The sequence below is a fragment of the Geomonas sp. Red32 genome, from assembly GCF_023652955.1.
Classification (GTDB): domain Bacteria; phylum Desulfobacterota; class Desulfuromonadia; order Geobacterales; family Geobacteraceae; genus Geomonas.
Map to the genome: position 1 here is coordinate 76,481 of NZ_JAKLOY010000003.1, position 15,510 is coordinate 91,990.

Here is a 15,510-nt window from a genome sequence, read left to right on the forward strand (position 1 = left end):
TTTTTGTGTACGAGCAAGAACAGAAACAATAGGAGAAAGAGTGGATTTCGGACAGTTCAATTTGCACCCCCAGATCAAGGCCGGGGTCGAAGCCCTTGGTTTTACCACCCCCACCCCGATTCAGGAGCAGGCCATTACGCCGGTCATGGAAGGCAAGGACGTGATGGGGCTGGCCCAGACCGGCACCGGCAAGACGGCTGCCTTCGGGCTGCCCATGCTGCACCGGCTCATGCAGGGGGCACGCGGGGATTTACGCGCCCTGGTGGTGGCTCCCACCCGCGAGCTGGCGGAGCAGATCAACGAGGCTCTGAACGCGATGGGTAAGTTTACCCGTCTAAAGAGCGTGTCGGTCTACGGCGGCGTCAATATCAATACCCAGACCAAGAAGCTCAAGGAAAGACCTGAAATCGTGGTGGCATGCCCGGGACGGCTCCTCGACCACGTGGCTCAGAAGACCATCGACCTCTCGAAGATCGAGATGCTGGTGCTGGACGAGGCCGACCAGATGTTCGACATGGGCTTTCTTCCGGACGTGAGGAGGATTCTGAGGGTTTTGCCGAGTGCCCGCCAGACCCTGCTTTTCTCGGCCACCATGCCCGACGATATCAAGACCCTTGCCCACGAGATCCTCCGCCGCCCGGTCACCGTGCAGGTGAGCAGGATTGCCCCGGCGACCACCGTATCCCATGCCCTCTACCCGGTCTCCCAGCACCTGAAGACCCCGCTTTTGCTCGAGCTTTTGCACCACACCGATACCGAGAGCGTGCTGATCTTTACCCGCACCAAGCACCGGGCCAAAAGGGTAGGGGAGCAACTGGAGAAGGGGGGATACAAGGCCGCCTCCATCCAGGGGAACCTCTCCCAGAACCGCCGCCAGGCCGCCCTGGACGGGTTCCGGGACGGAAGCTACCAGATCCTGGTGGCGACCGACATCGCCGCGCGCGGGATCGACGTTTCCCAGGTTTCCCACGTCATCAACTATGACATCCCCGACACCCCGGAGGCGTACACCCACCGGATCGGGAGAACCGGCCGGGCAGCCAGGACGGGGGACGCCTTCACCCTGGTGACCACCGAGGACGACCTGATGGTGCGGCGGATCGAGAAGATCCTGGGGACGAAGATCGAGAGACGGCGGGTGGAAGGATTCGACTACACCGTACCGGCTCCCCAGAAGGATGTAGAGTTCGCCCGTCCGCCGCGCGAGCCGCAGCGCAGGAAGGCAGCCGTGGCCAAGCCGGCCGGTGAGGCCGGAGCAAAGGCAAAGGCACCGTCGGCGGGACGCCGTGACGCAGCCCCGCGGCCGGCAGGCGAGGGGCTGCAGGGACGCGCAGGCGGGCAGGGTGCGGCCACCGCGGCAACGCCCCAGAGGAGCGCACGGCCGGAGCAGGGTGCAGGGCGCCCGGGACAGGCACACGGCTCGGCCCGGCCCAGCCAAGGCACCGGCGGCCAGGGAAAGAGTGGGTCCCGGCAGGGGCACCCCTCGGCCCGGCAAGGACAACCGGGCGGCGGGCAGCCTGCAGCAAAGAAGGGAACCACCCCCCCCCGGCGCGGGTAAGGGGTCATCAACTGAAAAAGAAAAAGGCCAACTCGTCGGAGTTGGCCTTTTTACTTTTGTCTCCCCTGCGTTCCCTCCCCTTCAAGGGGAGGGACAGGGTGTGGATGGGGTGATTACGCCTGCCACTGACCGTGAAGGGTGCAGTACTCGCGGGCGGTTACCTTGTCGGCGGTGACGTTGAAGGTCGCCTCCGGGGCATCCCCGGGGTTCAACTGGGCGCGGTAGATCTTGCCGTCGGCGATCAGCTCGATCCATTCGATATAGTGGACGGCCTCCATCGGATGGGGGACGCTGCCGACCTTGACGGTGATGGTGCCGTTCCCTTTCTCGATCACCGGGACGTGCTTCTCTTTGGAGGCTTCGACCGTGTTGGCGGTCTGAAGGGTCATGGGGCTTCCGCAGCAGACGAGCTCACCTGCGCCTGCGTGGAAGACTTCAACGATATTGCCGCAACTCTCACATTTGTAGATCTCTAATGCCTGTGCCATTTACTCCCTCCTTTTTGATTTCTACTTAAGCCAGCCCACCAGGTTGGTGGCCAGTGCCATGTTGCCGTCAATGAACTTGTTCTGGAAGATAGCGTCGTCGCCGAAGACCAGGAAGCCTCCCTTGCCGACTTCGCCCGCCATCGCGACTCCGAAGCTTGCGGTCTCGTCCGGGTGCTGGATCTTGTCCCGGTGGAGATCGATCCACGCCTTCGGGCTCGTGGAGGCGACGATCCGGCTACGGCTGCTCACCGTTCTCAGCCCCCAGACGCCGTAGAGGCTGAATTCCTTGATCCCCTTCATCACCGGGTGGTCGCCCATCCGGGTGGAGCGGAAATCCTGGGGGTTGCCGGCGATCACGTTTTCGTTCTCGCGGATCACCCCGTTGGTGTAGTCGATGCCGAGGCTGTCCAAGAGCGAGGCGAGCGGAGGGGCGATATGGAGCATCACCGCCAGTTTTCCACCCCGTGCCATGAAGCGCTGCACCGCCTCCACCTCTTCGGGCTGCAGCGGCGCGAAGGCCCCCGAGATGATCAGGGCATCGATGCCGTCCAGGCTGGCGTCGCTGATCTTCCGGTCGAGGGCGGAAACTTTCGCTCCCCGGGTCCGGAGGGCCTCGGCGAGTTTGGAGAGCTGGAGCGGGCCGGCATCCCCGATGATGAAGCGCTCCCCGTGGCCGTTGTCGAAGGCGACGTGCTGCGCCATGGCCGCTTGGGCAGTGAAGAGGGTGGCAACCAAAACTACAGAAAGACAATACATTACACGATTCATCTGCTTCCCCCGCATCTCAAATTTTAAATAGGACCATTATGGTCGTGTTTGTCATATACCAGCAATCCCGGGAGAGCGCAACAGATTATACCAGATTTTGGGAAACATTTTTCTTGCCGTCGTTGACAGAGAGGCGAAGGCCGATGTATTACATGTTATTCGCTGCAAATCAATACTGTCAGGAGACATGAATGGTTACTCACATAGTTCTCTTCAAGCTGAAGGAATCCACTGCCGAAAACATCGAGAAAGCTCGCAACATCCTGCTCAGCATGGACGGCAAGGTCGAACTTCTGCGCCACCTCGAGGTCGGCGTCGATGTCATCCGTACCGAGCGCTCCGCCGATATTGCCCTGGTCACCAAATTCGATTCCCTCGCCGACCTGCAGGCCTACCAGGTTCATCCCTACCACGCCAACGAAGTCGCCGCCTACATGAGGAGCGTCTGCTCGCAGGTGGTCGCCGCGGACTACGAAAGCTAACCTTTCTGGCCTTACCCCCCCGCGCTGCTAAAAGCGGCGGCGCTCTCAGCCATGCCAGGTGTGGTGGCTGACCGTCCCCCCCTTTGCGACGCATCCGCTGAAGCCTTGGCGAAGGCGGAAGGGGATACAGGGGGGATTTTTACTAGATTCATCGATTCGATACAAGGAGGATTGACTGATGGAGCAGTGTCCATGTGGAAGCGGTCTGGCCTACGCCGAGTGCTGCGAGCCGATCATTAAAGGGGTGCGCCCGGCGGAGACCGCCGAGGCCCTCATGCGCTCGCGCTATTCCGCCTATGTGAAGGTGGAGACCGATTACATATACGAGACCACCCACCCCAAGCATCGTGCCGGCTACGACGTGCAGGGGACCAAGGAGTGGGCGGAAGGGGCCGAATGGCTGGGGCTGGAGATCGTCTCCACCAAAAACGGCGGCCCGGAAGAGTCCATCGGCGAGGTCGAGTTCATCGCCCGCTTCGCCGAGAAGGGGCAGAACCGGGAGCACCACGAGCGTGCCCAGTTCAAGAAGGATAAGTCCCAGTGGTTCTTCACCGACGGCAAGCCGGTGACCGGTCAGCAGCCAGTCGTGAGGACCTCGCCGAAAGTGGGCCGCAACGATCCCTGCCCGTGCGGGAGCGGCCAGAAGTACAAGAAGTGCTGCGGTAAGTAGTCACGACACTCTAAAGAAATGACCAAAGCAAATCCCCCCTGTCCCCCCTTTGCCAAAAGGGGGGGGGCGGCGGTTCGCCGGCAACGGCCAGGAAGGCACCTCTCAGTCAGTGGGGACGCCGTCCGGAGCGGGGATTAAAGGCAAAGGAGCTTAGGATATGGTGATCGCCCAGAAGGTTGCCACTTGCATAGAGCGCGCTTCCTGGATCAGAAAGATGTTCGAGGAGGGGGAACTGCTCCGCAGCCAGTTCGGAGCGGACAAGGTGTACGACTTCACGCTCGGTAATCCGGACGTCGAGCCGCCGGAAGCCTTCAACAAGGCCTTCCTGGAGCTCGCCCAAAAGCCGGTCGCGGGGATGCACCGCTACATGAACAACGCCGGCTATCCCGAAACGCGCGACGCGGTCGGTGCCGCCCTCACCAAGGCGTCGGGGCTCGACGTCAAAGGCTCGCAGGTGGTCATGACCTGCGGCGCGGGCGGGGCGCTCAACGTGGTGCTGAAGACCATCCTGAACCCCGGCGACGAGGTGATCATCCTCACCCCCTTCTTCGTCGAGTACCGCTTCTACATCGACAACCACGGCGGCGTGCCGGTGGAGGTCTGGACCAATCCGGAGACCTTCCAGCTCGACGTCCCGAAGATCGGTGCGGCCATCACCGCCAAGACCCGCGCCATCATCATCTGCACTCCCAATAACCCCACCGGGGTGATCTACCCGGCCGAAAGCCTGAAGGCCCTGGGCGAGACGGTGAGTGCCAAGGAGAAGGAGTTCGGCACCCAGATCTGCGTGATCTCCGACGAGCCGTACGCCCGGATCTCTTACGACGGCAAGCATGTCCCGAACATCTTCCCGCACGTCGCCAACTCGGTGATCGTCACCTCCCACTCCAAGGACCTGGCGCTCCCCGGCGAGCGGATCGGCTACCTGGCGGCCAACCCCCGCATGAAGGACAGCGCCCGCTTCATGGAAGGGGCCATCTTCGCCAACCGCGTGCTCGGATTCGTCAACGCCCCGGCGCTCATGCAGCGGCTGGTGGCCGGGCTTCAGCACGAATCGGTGGATATCGCCGCCTACCAGGCGAAGCGCGACCTCATCTACAACGAACTGACCGGCATGGGATTCGAGATGGTCAAGCCGGACGGGGCGTTCTACTTCTTCCCGAAGTCGCCGATGAGTAACGACGTGGAGTTCGTGAAGGCCGCCCAGAAGCACCGCATCCTGCTGGTGCCGGGGGCAGGCTTTGGCGCTCCCGGATACTTCCGGATCGCCTACTGCGTGGACAAGGGGATGATCGAGCGGAGCTTCGACGCCTGGCGCGCGCTCGCCGTCGAACTCGGGCTGAAAGGGTAGCCAACTAAAGGGAAGGGAATGACCGAAACCATTCTCATAGTCGATGACGAAGAGGGGATCCGCTCGTCGCTGGCGGGGATCCTGGAGGACGAGGGATACCGCACCGTCTGCGCGGCGGATGGCCAGGAGGCGCTCGCCCTCTGCGGCCGCGAGCTCCCGAGCCTGGTGCTGCTGGACATCTGGATGCCCAAGATGGACGGCATCGAGACCCTGAAAAAGCTCAGGGAGCAGCACCCCTCCCTCAACGTGATCATGATGAGCGGCCACGGCACCATCGAGACCGCCGTCAAGTCCACCAAGCTCGGGGCCTACGACTTCATCGAGAAGCCGCTCTCCCTGGAGAAGGTGGTGGTCACCATCGAGAACGCCCTGGCCATGACCCGCCTCAAGGAGGAGAACGCCTCCCTGCGCGGCATGGTGACCCAGAACCAGGAAATGATCGGGGCCTCGGCGGCCATGGTACGGCTCAGGGAGCAGATCCGGATGGTCGCCCCCTCCAACGCCTCGGTCCTCATCACCGGCGAGAACGGCACCGGCAAGGAGCTGGTGGCGAGGGCGGTCCATTTCCACAGCCAGAGAAAGGATAAGCCGTTCATCGAGATCAACTGCGCCGCCATCCCCGAGGAGCTGATCGAGAGCGAGCTTTTCGGTCACGAGCGGGGCGCCTTCACCGGCGCGGTGGCTCAGAAGAAGGGTAAGTTCGACCTTGCCGACGGCGGAACCCTCTTTCTGGACGAGATCGGCGACATGTCGCTGAAGACCCAGGCCAAGGTGCTGAGGATCCTCCAGGAGAAGAAGTTCGAGCGGGTAGGGGGGACCAGGACCATGGAGGTGGACGTCCGCATCGTGGCCGCCACCAACAAGCTATTGGAAGAGGAGATCAAGCAGGGGAGCTTCCGCGAGGACCTCTACTACCGCCTCAACGTGGTCCCCTTCAAGGTGCCCCCCTTGAGGGAGCGGCGGGACGACATTCCGCTTCTCACCACCTATTTCCTGGAGGCCTTCTGCCGCCGGGAGGGGCGCGAGCTTAAGCGCCTGGTCCCGGAGGCCATGGCCGCCATGCAGCGCTACGACTGGCCGGGGAACGTGCGGGAGCTGAAGAACATCGTCGAGCGCCTGGTGATCATGACCCCCGGCGGCACCATCACCGTCAACCATCTCCCCGACTACTTCGGCGCCGAGGCGCGCGCGAACGAACCCGGCAGCGGCAAGCTCGACTCCGTGCTGGAGCTTTCCAGCCTCCGTGAGGCCCGCGAGGAGTTCGAGCGCGAGTTCATCATCCAGAAGCTCGAAGAGAACGACTGGAACGTCTCCCGCACCGCCGAAGCCATCGAACTCGAGCGGAGCAACCTCCACCGCAAGATCAAGAGCTACGGCATCGACATCAAGAAGTAGGGGAGTCCCATGTTTTTCCGGCTGATCCTCCTCTTCACCATCGTCCCGGTCATCGAGATCTATCTCCTGATCAAGATCGGCTCCCTGATCGGCGGCCTCCCCACCGTGGCGCTCCTTCTGGCCATCAGCCTATCGGGAGCGTGGCTCGTCCGCCACCAGGGATTCCGCCTTCTCGCCGACATTCAGCGTGAGCTCGCCCAAGGGAGGCTCCCCGCCGCCCAGCTGATGGACGGCGCGCTCGTGTTGGTAGGCGGCGTGCTCCTCATGACCCCCGGCTTCTTCACCGACTTCCTCGGCATCTTCTTCCTCATCCCGTTTACCCGTTCCCTCATCAAAATGTGGCTCGGCCTCTGGCTCCAAAAGCGTCTCTCCCGCGGCGGCCCCATCGTCCTCCACCGCCGCTTCTAGCCTCCCCTTTCCCCTCACCTCTCTCCCGTATCCTCACTCGATCAGGCGCACAACTCCCCTGAAGTAGCCAACATGCCCAAGTTCTCCTTTGACAATGGTGAGCAAACTCTATACATTTCCCCCTAATTTTAAGGGGCTCTTCCACTTTCGCCCCCTATGAAAGAGTCTTCTTGTTTGACGGGCCGGGAACGGACCTCGTTTGAAAACAGGAAGCAGGACGGATGTGCAGGTCCGGCCATCCCCCATAAGGAACAAATTTCCAGACATGGAACACTGAGACATCAGGCGGTTAAATCCACCAACGAAATCCAAACACGATTCTTATCACTTAGCCTGGGTGGATGACAGGACCCGGTCAATTATATTGTTGGTCGCGGAATGACAAGGTAGACAACGGAAAGGTAAGACAGCCCGTAAAAGGTCATCCCACGCAATTCGGGGACAGAAGGTAGGGGTCATGAAAAGTTTTTTCGCCACTGTTTTACGGATCGACTTGGGAGCATTAGCGATTGTCGTAATTGTGCGGCTTCAGACAAAACATGATCTCGGGACGATAATGGTGTGGTGCGGATTCCTCATGCTTATCATCGGTTCATGTGCTGCTTTGGGTGGATGGGATGTGGCGCCTGGTGAATATGACCTAAGACTGGATCAAAAATTCCCGCAAGGTAATTTCGTTCGAAGCCCAGAGAAATGGTCAGAAATGCATAAAAGCTATGACTTCTGTCTCTACTTGGCAGCGGCTTCTCTCCCCCTGATAATTATTGGATATTTATTGTAATGTGAAAGCCAAATTTGGAAGACTGTTTCAACGTACGTAGGTAGGACCAGGCGGGAAAATGGATCGCACTTTAACTAAAATAATAATCGATGCAACGCTAGCGTGCCTTTCAGGAATTGGAGTTTTTGTTTTTTGGGTATTGAAAGGGAGACCTGGACCGTTGAAAGACGAATTTGACGAAAAGTACCGAACCAGAAATATATTTATCTTAATGGCACTTGTGATAACTGTTGTCGCCGAAATCATAATTATAAACAATAGATAAATCACCTGCCGTATTAATATGCTAGGACGGCAGAACTGAATCAAACCAAGGAATTGGACCGGACCAAAACCTGCCGGTCAACTTTTGCCGTTGGCGGGGAAGAAGAGGATTTCATGAAACATCCAGTCAAAGTGATCCTGCTACTTATCCTTTTTGCAGCTTTGGCCACCTGGCTTTACCCCACCGTCATAGGCTACTGGGCCACCCTCTACATCCCTTTAGCTTCTAAACTTCCTCGTACCCGTATAGCCCAGACAGCATGGTTATCAGCAGGTGGCGCCAGTGGCGCCGCAATTTGTGCGTTTCTGCTTGCATGGCCGCTAGGGTTTATAATCAGAGAAAAACCCATTATCATCGGTTCCGTGTTTGGGGTATTATCGGCAGTATTCCCATGGATTGCATTTATAGCAACCATTTCTGAGAATGGCTTCAATGGATTTGTCACAACAATATTTGTTACTGAGCAAATAACCTTCATTGTGGGGTCCATCTGTTTCACATACTTGGGAAGTCGTTTCTCCACAAAGAAGGCAAGCCGAGATTTAACTAACGATTGAGGCAAAACCCTTCGCCAAGTGATAATGGTGGGTCACTGTCTTGAACAATAATTCCAACAAAACGGGTAGACGCGGTCTCACGGTAAATAAGTAAAAGGAAGTCGGTAAAAGTTGAGCGCTCGCCGGTCACCCAATTGTTGGCAGGGAAAAACATAGGCCCCATGAAAATCATCGATAACTTTTTTACGGTACTGGAAGTCACCTGCGCAATAGTTGCTGCGAGAACCATTTTTGTGCCCAGTCCTAACTTTGTATTCCCCGCTGCCATGGGAGCTATATTTCTCCTTATGGGACTTCACGGTCTTGTAACGACCGAAGTTGGCACAAGAATAAATGTAATATCGCGGAGTAAAAACAAGATTATGTTTTATCTGATGATAGTCACCTACTTTATCTTTGCCTTCTTTATGCTCCGGCATAGCTTCTCATTGTGGAAATCTTAGTGGTTGAAGAAGCAGACGTGAAAACAGATAGAAGCGATCAACGAGAGGCTTTGGCGACAACAAGGCTCGGCTGATTTAGCTGACTCGGTTTGAAGAAGTTTGAGTATGCCTGTGAAAGCTGATTCAGTGGATGGAAGCTGATGAAAGGCGGAGATTGAGCCAGGAGAGTTGAGGACGGCGACCGCCAACCACGAGAGGCAGGAGCTGACTCCGCAGGTTTCTGAAAGAGGACAAGAGTTGGCGGGAGTGATGCCGCTCCGCTGCTCAGCCAGGCGTTGTACGAGGAATAAAAATTATGGCCAAACGTAATCCTTATGACTTTGGTTATTTCGGGGCTCTCAATAATGCACTGAGGGAGCGTGCTGCTGAGAAGTTCCACGACCCTATTGTGACCAAAGCCTACTGGCTACCTATAAACCTACCCAATGCCCTTTTTCTCCGAGAGTCAGTGCAAACAGCCGGAAAGTTGGAATATAGAGTATGTAACAAAGCGAAATTGGGGTATCTTTTTTTCATTCTTGCTGGAATCGGATCCGCATTTACAATAACTGGAACTCGTATCGCCACTGGTGAACTACACCAGTTTAAAACATATACTCAGTTGTTGTTTTCTATAGTCATAGCAGTGGTAGGAGTGGTAATGGCACGTCATGCTAAAGATATAGTTTTTGACGTAGGACAAGGAATCTTCAGAAAAGGCGCATCATTGCTTGACGAAGATGGTAGTATGCAAAATATGAATTCGTGCTATATCAGCGACATACATGCCATTCAACTTATTCCAGTCCACAATTCAGGAAGTCCTGGGAGCTACGCGACTTACACTTATGCTATGAATTTAGTATTAACAAGTGGAAAACGCATTCCCGTTTTTAATCACAGTTTCAGAGATCGCCTGCTTGATGATGCACATGACATCGGGACATTGATCCAAAGGCCGGTGTGGGACCTAATTGATGAATCAATGGACGTCTACAAAGTTAGAGCTTTCAAATGTGGCAGTATTCTGTCATGACTTTGGGAGCGTCGGAGGGGACGCTGGTAACTTATGTAACTTATTAATGCCGGAGGGCAGCGAGATGGTTGTCGCAGGATTAACAAGTTACATAAGTTACCTACGTCCCCCATCCCGTCCCAAAGCCGTCAGGTGATCTCCCGGCCCGTTGGACGAGGAGGGAACAGGAAATGAGGTTAAACGCTACATGTTAAAAGCAATCACAAAAATTGTACTGGTACTTTGCTTGCTCAGTACTTGTGTGATGCTTTACAACTTAGGAATTAATTCTGTTCTATTTATGGTTATTTTTAGCCTGTGGATGATATTGCCATATTTCACAATGACGATTTTATTACTAACTAAATTGATCCCTGTAAAAAACGTGAATATACTGTCGGCAGGAGTTGGTCTTGCCTCCATAGGAGGCGTGATTATGTTTGTTGATGTTATGTATTTGCACCCAGATCCGCAAGGGGCCATAGCAGTTGCCTTGATTCCTGTACTTCAAATGTTTTTATTATTTGTTTGGAATATCGTATTCAAAAATTTAACATCGGACACCTGAAAGCCGAACCAGCAGTGGCTTTCGGGTCACCGCAAGGTAAAGGGCACCATTTAATGTGTTTAAGGAATCTGATGGTAACCTGAAGGGTGGGCCGCCATTTAATCTGACGCTGGAATTAATGAAATGATGCCAACAAGACGCATGGACCTGTCTCCGCAGCAAGTTACAGCGGGAAGGGGTTGATGAGAAGTTGGGGGGCTCCGCAGGTCACGCGGGTGTTGTACGAGGAAGAAAGGATGTCAAAAAGTACCTCTGAATGGTTAGAAGACTTTTGCATTTACCATAAGGGATTTGTTCTAACTGTTGCAATAGTTGGAATAACAACAGTAACCTGGTACTTGTTTTATGGAACAATTACTCAAAAAGGTAAGAAATTTGTTTACATTATATTATTAATATTGGTGCTATTTACTGCAAATGCTGGCATTATTGCTTATAGGCTTAACATATTTTCATATTATATCCTATGGACAGTGTTGCCCTTCGTTATAGTCACTGTAATAACATCCCTACAACTGCGATTAAAAACGCAAAATACATATCTTCGCCCTGTTTTGATGCTGATTCTTCTTGGATGTGGGTTGCTCTATGAGATGAACATTCTAAACTGGCTTACGCCGGTTTTTGCTTTGGTTAATTGGGGGCGGTAAAAGTGCTAAATGGGTGGTAACCCGTAGGGTGAAAAACGGTGACGATACCGCTGCCTCAAAAGCAATAGTGAGAGTGCAGGGGGACGTTGTTGACTTTGTTGAGTTCCTCCCAGTAAGTCAACCAACTCAACAACGTCCCCCTCGCAGAAGTTACGTGACATAAATTTTGATTTTAATACTGAATGGCCCCCATCCGCCGCTGGCCCCGGAGAAAGTTCACCATGTCAGCAGCTAAACATCACCCCAAAGGTCTTACGGTCCTGTACGAAGACCGGGACATCATCGTCATCGAGAAACCGTGCGGACTCCTGACAATCGGCACCGGCCGGGACACGACGCGCACGGTCCATTCCATCCTCAACGATTACGTCCGCAAAGGGGATCCCCGTTCCCGAAACCGTGTCTATATCGTCCATCGCCTGGACCGTGAGACCTCCGGCATCCTGATCCTGGCCAAGAGCGAAGCGAACAAGATCTATCTGCAGGAGCATTGGCAGGAGACGGACAAGCACTACGTGACGGTGGTTCACGGCATACTGGCACGGAAGAGCGGTACCATCAGCAGCTATCTGGCGGAGAACAGCGCCATGCGGGTCTATTCGACCTCCGACCATGCGCAGGGCAAACTTTCCCACACGGAATACGTCGTCATGAAGGAGCACCGCGGCCTCAGCCTGCTTGCAATCCATCTGCTCACCGGGCGCAAGCACCAGATCCGGGTGCACCTGTCCGAAGGGGGCCATGCCGTGGTGGGAGACGGCAAATACGGCAAGGACCGGAATGCCCGCGCAAACCTGGCGCTCCATGCCCGATCGCTCACCTTCACCCATCCGGTCAGCGGCCGGCGTATGGCCTTCGAGACCGGCATCCCCGAATATTTTACCCGGCTGGTCGGCAGCATCTCGCCTAATGAATTGACTGACAAAAGCCGGGAATAGAGGAAGGCAACTTACTTCTCTCAATGCTCCGAATCTGCCGCACTGAGCCCCTGACCTCGGCGTTGGCTTGCTCAAGGATGGGGGACGTAGGTAAATTATGTAACTTATTAATGTGGCGGGTACGGAAGAACTGATTCCCACCAAGGAGTTGGAGGTCCAAACCGGGGAGGATGGAGAGGCCGCGCCTTCTGTCCGGGTGCCCAGATGGGCCGGTCGAGTTCCGGCCGCTGAAGTGGATACTACACTTGCTTTAACGGATGTTCTTTCAGCCACTCTCGCAGTGCGTCGTTCATGCGGGTCTGCCAGCCTTTACCGGTGGCTTTAAAGGCAGCCAGGACATCCAAGTCGAAGCGTACGGTCTGCAATGCCTTCGTCCTCCCTGCGGGGCGACCGCGGCGAACGACTTTGGCCCCCTCCATAAGGTCGGCTTTTTCAAACCACTCATCGGTTAATTCCGGTGCGTCATCCGGATCAACGCAGATATTTTTGGTAACGGGCGTTTTCACGGTCATTTGCGTACCTCATTGAAATTATGCGCCGGGCATCGTTACGCTCAGTCCACACGACGATAACCATGCGATTTTCTAAAAACCCAGCGGAGATGAAACGTTCTTCGCCGTAGTCAAAGCGATCATCACGAGCATTGAAATGCAGACCGTCAAAGATCTTGGCGGCCTCAGCAAAATCGAGTCCGCGTTCCTGAAGCGTCTTGTCCCGTTTCACGCTGTCGAATTCGATGATCATGAAATAAAGTAACAACAAGAATGGTGGCCGTCAATTTAAATTGTTACAACAAAAATTCACCACCTTCACCGTCGCAGCCGGTGCAGTGATTGTCACCGTGGCCGACGCACAGGCGGGGGGCAAGTATTGACAGGAAGGCCAATCCCCGCGTTGCACCCCCCTTTCTTTCGGCTAAAATCACATTATTGCTGACTTCTCCCCCTGCTAATAAATTACGTGCGAGAGGACATCCCTCATGATCCTGGTCGAGCGGTACAAAGGGGTGAGCATCACGGAACAGAGCGTCGAGATCGTGGAGCGCAAGGGGACCGGCCACCCGGACCAGATCTGCGACTGCGTCATGGATGCCGTTTCGGTCGCCCTTTCCCAGGCCTACCTCCGCGAATTCGGCACCATCCTCCACCACAATATCGACAAGGGGCTCCTCTCCGCCGGCCGGGTTGAAAAACGCTTCGGGGGCGGAGAGATGATCGAGCCGATGGAGCTTACCGTCGGGGACCGTGCCACCTTCAGCGCGTTCGGCAGGGTGATCCCCGTCCACGACCTCGCCCGGGAGGCGATCAACGGCTGGGTGAGGCGCAACCTGCACCGGCTCGATCCTGCCCGGCACCTGGATATCCGCTTCAAGCTCGCTCCCGGCTCGGATGAGCTCACCGACATCTTCGAGCGTGGCGGCGCGGTTAGGGAGGCCAACGATACCTCGGCGGCGGTCGGCTACTACCCCTTGAGCCCTACGGAGGAGGCCGTGCTCGCCATGGAGCGGGAGTTGAACGGCGCCTCCTTCAAGGCGCGCAATCCCGATACCGGGGAGGACGTGAAGGTGATGGGGCTGAGACGTGGGGACGAGCTGGACATGACGGTGGCCATGCCGCTCATCGCTGCCGAGATCCGCTCGGAGGAGGAGTACTTCGCCCGCAAGAAGGCAATCCTGGCGGATATGGAGGCCTTCCTCGCCGCCGGCCGGCGCCCCTTCCGGCGGACGTCGGTCCATTTCAACACCCTCGACTGTCCCGGCCGCGGCCAGGGCGGGGTCTACCTCTCTCTCTTGGGGACCTCGGCGGAGGACGCCGACTCCGGACAGGTGGGGAGGGGGAACCGGGTCAACGGGCTGATCCCCATCGGGAGGCCGATCGGGACGGAGGCCGCGGCGGGGAAGAATCCGGTGAGCCACGTCGGGAAGATCTACAACGTCCTCTCCCATCGAATGGCGCGGGAGATCGTGGAAGGGGTCGAGGGGGTCCGGGGGGCCATCGTGCTCCTGCTGAGCCGGATCGGTCATCCCGTGGACAAGCCGCTGATGGCCAACGCCCAGCTGTTACTGGAAGAGGGGAGGGGGCTTGACGAGGTGACCCCGCAGGTGGAGGAGATCATGGCGCACGCCCTGGGAGGGATCGGAGATTTCTGCCTGGGGCTGGCCCGGGGGGAGTTCCCGGTCTGCTGACAGGGTACCTGAGCTATCTTCAACCTGGCGCTCACCGGGGGTGGAGCAAATCCCCCCTGTCCCCCCTTTGTCAAAGGGGGGGACCTGTTTTTCACCGGAATTCTCGGAAGAACATTTTCCAGAGGGTGGGGTTCAGGTGGGGATTGAGCGGGGATTGAGCGGGGATTGAGCGGGGATGAGCGGGGATTGAGCGGGGATGAGCGGGGGATGAGCGGGGATTCAGGCCAAGGGGCTTTTTCCCGGGCGTGGCTTTCATTTCAGGAGATGTTGGGTACACTGTAAACCATTTATGGCCACAGGGAGGGCTGTCATGGGTCTGGATCCTGCAATACTGAGCGAAATCAACCTGACTGAAGAGGATGTCTGGGCCAAGATTGCCGAGATAACGCGGGGAGTCTTCTCTACCATGGTGATGCTGGAAGTGGAGGATCAGCTTCCCCTCGAAGAACCGGTGGTTTCCTTTCACGATACCCTTACCAGCATGGTCGGCCTGGCCGGTAGCCACTCCGGGATCCTGGCCATCCACTGTCCCAAGGCGCTGGCGCTGAAGGTCACCGGCAACATGCTCGGCATGGAGATGTTCGAGATCGATGACGACGTCAACGACGCCATGGGGGAGATCGCCAACATGATCGGCGGCGACGTGAAGCACATCTTCTCCCCGAAGGGGGGTGACATCAACCTCTCCATCCCGACCGTCATTTACGGCTCCGACTACGTTCTCGAGAGCATCTCCACTTCCCAGGCGATGGTCATCCCGTTCGGCTGCGAGGGTGAAAATTTCCTGCTCACTTTCAAGATCGGGAAGTAAGGGAAGAGCGTTCCACCGGAACTCACTGAACCGCCGTCGATGTCCATGACGGCGGTTTTGTTGTGTCAGATGACGATCCGTCAGCGTGTTTTTGGAAGTCGGAGCGCTGTCAGTGGCTGCCGAAATCGGCCAATTTGATTAGTAATCATTGACAACTTCGCCGTTACCGTCGAGAATGAATCAATGAATTTTGGACGG

Annotated in this window: 19 protein-coding genes; 14 read left to right on the forward strand and 5 right to left on the reverse strand. The window is 56.6% G+C overall.

Annotated features, from left to right (window positions below; translation table 11 throughout):
* Positions 1–40 precede the first annotated feature (40 nt).
* Positions 41–1,558, forward strand: a complete 1,518-nt coding sequence (locus L4X63_RS09640; RefSeq protein ID WP_250678417.1) for a DEAD/DEAH box helicase — start codon at positions 41–43, stop codon at positions 1,556–1,558.
* Between the two features lie 113 nt (positions 1,559–1,671).
* On the opposite strand, the gene L4X63_RS09645 is transcribed toward L4X63_RS09640, so the two are convergent.
* Both L4X63_RS09645 and L4X63_RS09650 read right to left on the reverse strand, forming a co-directional pair.
* Positions 1,672–2,046 carry a desulfoferrodoxin gene (locus tag L4X63_RS09645; RefSeq protein WP_250678418.1) on the reverse strand — a complete coding sequence of 125 codons (375 nt, stop codon included), beginning with the start codon at positions 2,044–2,046 and terminating at the stop codon, positions 1,672–1,674.
* A 21-nt stretch (positions 2,047–2,067) separates the two neighbouring features.
* Positions 2,068–2,814, reverse strand: a complete 747-nt coding sequence (locus L4X63_RS09650; protein ID WP_250678419.1) for a DUF4350 domain-containing protein — start codon at positions 2,812–2,814, stop codon at positions 2,068–2,070.
* A gap of 191 nt (positions 2,815–3,005) precedes the next feature.
* Between L4X63_RS09650 and L4X63_RS09655 the strand changes: the two genes are divergently transcribed.
* The 7 genes from L4X63_RS09655 (at position 3,006) to L4X63_RS09685 (ending at position 8,723) form a co-directional block, all read left to right on the forward strand.
* On the forward strand, positions 3,006–3,296 hold the full coding sequence (locus tag L4X63_RS09655) for a Dabb family protein (RefSeq protein ID WP_250678420.1): 291 nt from the start codon (positions 3,006–3,008) through the stop codon (positions 3,294–3,296).
* Positions 3,297–3,474: 178 nt separating this feature from the next.
* Positions 3,475–3,966, forward strand: a complete 492-nt coding sequence (locus L4X63_RS09660; protein WP_502799903.1) for a YchJ family protein — start codon at positions 3,475–3,477, stop codon at positions 3,964–3,966.
* 157 nt (positions 3,967–4,123) lie between these two features.
* The gene (locus tag L4X63_RS09665) at positions 4,124–5,317 is read left to right on the forward strand and encodes a pyridoxal phosphate-dependent aminotransferase (RefSeq protein WP_250678421.1); all 1,194 of its coding nucleotides are present in this window, start codon (positions 4,124–4,126) and stop codon (positions 5,315–5,317) included.
* A gap of 18 nt (positions 5,318–5,335) precedes the next feature.
* Positions 5,336–6,712: a sigma-54-dependent transcriptional regulator gene (locus L4X63_RS09670; RefSeq protein WP_250678422.1), complete on the forward strand. Its 1,377-nt coding sequence runs from the start codon at positions 5,336–5,338 to the stop codon at positions 6,710–6,712.
* A 9-nt stretch (positions 6,713–6,721) separates the two neighbouring features.
* Positions 6,722–7,120 (forward strand): FxsA family protein, encoded by a 399-nt coding sequence (locus L4X63_RS09675; RefSeq protein ID WP_250678423.1) that lies wholly within the window; start codon positions 6,722–6,724, stop codon positions 7,118–7,120.
* 457 nt (positions 7,121–7,577) lie between these two features.
* Complete coding sequence (locus tag L4X63_RS09680) at positions 7,578–7,901, forward strand: hypothetical protein (RefSeq protein WP_250678424.1); 324 nt, start codon at positions 7,578–7,580, stop codon at positions 7,899–7,901.
* A gap of 378 nt (positions 7,902–8,279) precedes the next feature.
* Positions 8,280–8,723 (forward strand): hypothetical protein, encoded by a 444-nt coding sequence (locus L4X63_RS09685; RefSeq protein WP_250678425.1) that lies wholly within the window; start codon positions 8,280–8,282, stop codon positions 8,721–8,723.
* Here L4X63_RS09685 and L4X63_RS09690 read toward each other — a convergent pair.
* The gene (locus tag L4X63_RS09690) at positions 8,713–8,991 is read right to left on the reverse strand and encodes a hypothetical protein (protein WP_250678426.1); all 279 of its coding nucleotides are present in this window, start codon (positions 8,989–8,991) and stop codon (positions 8,713–8,715) included. The genes L4X63_RS09685 and L4X63_RS09690 overlap by 11 nt on opposite strands.
* A 470-nt stretch (positions 8,992–9,461) precedes the next feature.
* Between L4X63_RS09690 and L4X63_RS09695 the strand changes: the two genes are divergently transcribed.
* The 4 genes from L4X63_RS09695 to L4X63_RS09710 all read left to right on the forward strand — a co-directional run bounded on the left by L4X63_RS09695 (position 9,462) and on the right by L4X63_RS09710 (position 12,316).
* Complete coding sequence (locus L4X63_RS09695) at positions 9,462–10,181, forward strand: hypothetical protein (RefSeq protein ID WP_250678427.1); 720 nt, start codon at positions 9,462–9,464, stop codon at positions 10,179–10,181.
* A 187-nt stretch (positions 10,182–10,368) separates the two neighbouring features.
* Positions 10,369–10,728 (forward strand): hypothetical protein, encoded by a 360-nt coding sequence (locus L4X63_RS09700; protein ID WP_250678428.1) that lies wholly within the window; start codon positions 10,369–10,371, stop codon positions 10,726–10,728.
* 236 nt (positions 10,729–10,964) lie between these two features.
* Positions 10,965–11,378, forward strand: a complete 414-nt coding sequence (locus tag L4X63_RS09705) for a hypothetical protein (protein WP_250678429.1) — start codon at positions 10,965–10,967, stop codon at positions 11,376–11,378.
* Positions 11,379–11,599: 221 nt separating this feature from the next.
* Positions 11,600–12,316, forward strand: a complete 717-nt coding sequence (locus tag L4X63_RS09710; RefSeq protein WP_250678430.1) for an RluA family pseudouridine synthase — start codon at positions 11,600–11,602, stop codon at positions 12,314–12,316.
* Between the two features lie 239 nt (positions 12,317–12,555).
* Here the strand turns inward: L4X63_RS09710 and L4X63_RS09715 are convergent, their stop codons facing one another.
* Complete coding sequence (locus L4X63_RS09715; protein WP_250678431.1) at positions 12,556–12,828, reverse strand: BrnA antitoxin family protein; 273 nt, start codon at positions 12,826–12,828, stop codon at positions 12,556–12,558.
* Complete coding sequence (locus L4X63_RS09720; protein ID WP_250678432.1) at positions 12,788–13,060, reverse strand: BrnT family toxin; 273 nt, start codon at positions 13,058–13,060, stop codon at positions 12,788–12,790. The genes L4X63_RS09715 and L4X63_RS09720 overlap by 41 nt, the downstream gene beginning before the upstream one ends.
* A 235-nt stretch (positions 13,061–13,295) precedes the next feature.
* Here L4X63_RS09720 and L4X63_RS09725 point away from each other — a divergent pair, with 235 nt between their 5' ends.
* The gene (locus tag L4X63_RS09725; RefSeq protein WP_250678433.1) at positions 13,296–14,501 is read left to right on the forward strand and encodes a methionine adenosyltransferase; all 1,206 of its coding nucleotides are present in this window, start codon (positions 13,296–13,298) and stop codon (positions 14,499–14,501) included.
* 310 nt (positions 14,502–14,811) lie between these two features.
* Positions 14,812–15,312 carry a chemotaxis protein CheX gene (locus L4X63_RS09730; protein WP_250678434.1) on the forward strand — a complete coding sequence of 167 codons (501 nt, stop codon included), beginning with the start codon at positions 14,812–14,814 and terminating at the stop codon, positions 15,310–15,312.
* Positions 15,313–15,510 lie beyond the last annotated feature (198 nt).

Coding starts and splice junctions, on each gene's coding strand:
- L4X63_RS09695 (WP_250678427.1), top strand. CDS start 9,462: ATGGCCAAACGTAATCCTTATGACTTTGGTTATTTCGGGGCTCTCAAT.
- L4X63_RS09715 (WP_250678431.1), bottom strand. CDS start 12,828: ATGACCGTGAAAACGCCCGTTACCAAAAATATCTGCGTTGATCCGGAT.
- L4X63_RS09720 (WP_250678432.1), bottom strand. CDS start 13,060: ATGATCATCGAATTCGACAGCGTGAAACGGGACAAGACGCTTCAGGAA.
- L4X63_RS09645 (WP_250678418.1), bottom strand. CDS start 2,046: ATGGCACAGGCATTAGAGATCTACAAATGTGAGAGTTGCGGCAATATC.
- L4X63_RS09650 (WP_250678419.1), bottom strand. CDS start 2,814: ATGAATCGTGTAATGTATTGTCTTTCTGTAGTTTTGGTTGCCACCCTC.
- L4X63_RS09680 (WP_250678424.1), top strand. CDS start 7,578: ATGAAAAGTTTTTTCGCCACTGTTTTACGGATCGACTTGGGAGCATTA.
- L4X63_RS09665 (WP_250678421.1), top strand. CDS start 4,124: ATGGTGATCGCCCAGAAGGTTGCCACTTGCATAGAGCGCGCTTCCTGG.
- L4X63_RS09700 (WP_250678428.1), top strand. CDS start 10,369: ATGTTAAAAGCAATCACAAAAATTGTACTGGTACTTTGCTTGCTCAGT.
- L4X63_RS09730 (WP_250678434.1), top strand. CDS start 14,812: ATGGGTCTGGATCCTGCAATACTGAGCGAAATCAACCTGACTGAAGAG.
- L4X63_RS09705 (WP_250678429.1), top strand. CDS start 10,965: ATGTCAAAAAGTACCTCTGAATGGTTAGAAGACTTTTGCATTTACCAT.
- L4X63_RS09690 (WP_250678426.1), bottom strand. CDS start 8,991: ATGGCAGCGGGGAATACAAAGTTAGGACTGGGCACAAAAATGGTTCTC.
- L4X63_RS09670 (WP_250678422.1), top strand. CDS start 5,336: ATGACCGAAACCATTCTCATAGTCGATGACGAAGAGGGGATCCGCTCG.
- L4X63_RS09685 (WP_250678425.1), top strand. CDS start 8,280: ATGAAACATCCAGTCAAAGTGATCCTGCTACTTATCCTTTTTGCAGCT.
- L4X63_RS09655 (WP_250678420.1), top strand. CDS start 3,006: ATGGTTACTCACATAGTTCTCTTCAAGCTGAAGGAATCCACTGCCGAA.
- L4X63_RS09675 (WP_250678423.1), top strand. CDS start 6,722: ATGTTTTTCCGGCTGATCCTCCTCTTCACCATCGTCCCGGTCATCGAG.
- L4X63_RS09660 (WP_502799903.1), top strand. CDS start 3,475: ATGGAGCAGTGTCCATGTGGAAGCGGTCTGGCCTACGCCGAGTGCTGC.
- L4X63_RS09725 (WP_250678433.1), top strand. CDS start 13,296: ATGATCCTGGTCGAGCGGTACAAAGGGGTGAGCATCACGGAACAGAGC.
- L4X63_RS09710 (WP_250678430.1), top strand. CDS start 11,600: ATGTCAGCAGCTAAACATCACCCCAAAGGTCTTACGGTCCTGTACGAA.